At 65.2% G+C, this 1,081-nt stretch carries 1 protein-coding gene; it reads left to right on the plus strand.

From position 1 onward, the window contains the following. Window positions 1-566: RHS repeat-associated core domain-containing protein (locus ACZ7HQ_RS45880; RefSeq protein WP_471003688.1), on the plus strand; the 566-nt coding region annotated here is incomplete at its 5' end. Window positions 567-1,081 lie beyond the last annotated feature (515 nt).

Raw genomic sequence — 1,081 nt, forward strand, 5'->3', positions numbered from 1 at the left:
ACTCCTACCTGACCGACGCACTCGGCAGCGTCGTCGCCCTGACCGACGAAGCGGGCACGAAGGTCAACACGTACGCCTACAGCCCCTGCGGCGTCCAGCGAGCCGCCACCACCGAACAGGTCCCCCAGCCCTACCGCTTCGCCGGCGGCTACCAGGACCCCACCGGCCTGTACCACTTCGCGGCCCGCTACTACGACCCCAACATCGGCCGCTTCACCACCCCCGACCCCTCCGGTCAGGAACAGAACCCGTACCTCTACGCCGCAGGCGACCCCGTCAACCGCATCGACCCCACCGGACTGTTCAGCTTCGCCGACGGGGTCGGGGTGGTGGCTGGCACAATCGCGGGTGCCGCAGCTGTGGCAACAGCCGGGGTTGCTTGTGCCGGCACGGCCAGCGTCGGCTGTGTAGCGGCGGGCGCTGTCACTGCTGCCTTGTGGGGTGCGGGCGCAGGTGGAGCAGGGGCAACTATCGCAGGTGGCACCCAGGCAGAACGGGAAACCGGCGCCATCGGAGGACTGCTCGGTGGGCTGAGCGGGCCGATTGGCTCCGCTCTCTTCGGCTAAATCGGGGCAGGAGGAAAATGACCGGCAGCAAGGCGCGGATTATGCCGACTATCATCGGGACGGCGGTAGCGGCGAGTGTCATCGGTGCTCTCGCCGTACTGCTTGGGATCCTCCAGGGGACGACTCTGCAGGTGGCTTTGCTCTTCGGAGTCGCTGGAGCTATCGGTGGGCTCGTCATTGTGATGCTCAAGCCTCGGACGAAGCGAGAATAGGTTCAGCCAGGTTCGCGGATCCTCAGACTCTGCGGCCTGAGTGAAATCTCGAATGACGGACAGTGCGGTGCCTCGGCCGACTAGACCTGGCCGGGGTACCCGCATTACGACTCGGGATCTTCATCTCACCAAGACAGAACCCTGCGTCCGCGGCCACGTTCCAGCGGACGCCAACTCCCTGGTCGGCACCGCCTACAGTAACCTCATTCAGAGTCAGCGGCTGGTGAACAAAGATCCCTTCCGTATGACGGTTCCTGACGCGTGAACCCGAAGCGCCCGGTGGCTACAAGCAGTCCTGTAGCC

The organism is Streptomyces sp. NPDC037290, assembly GCF_055603245.1.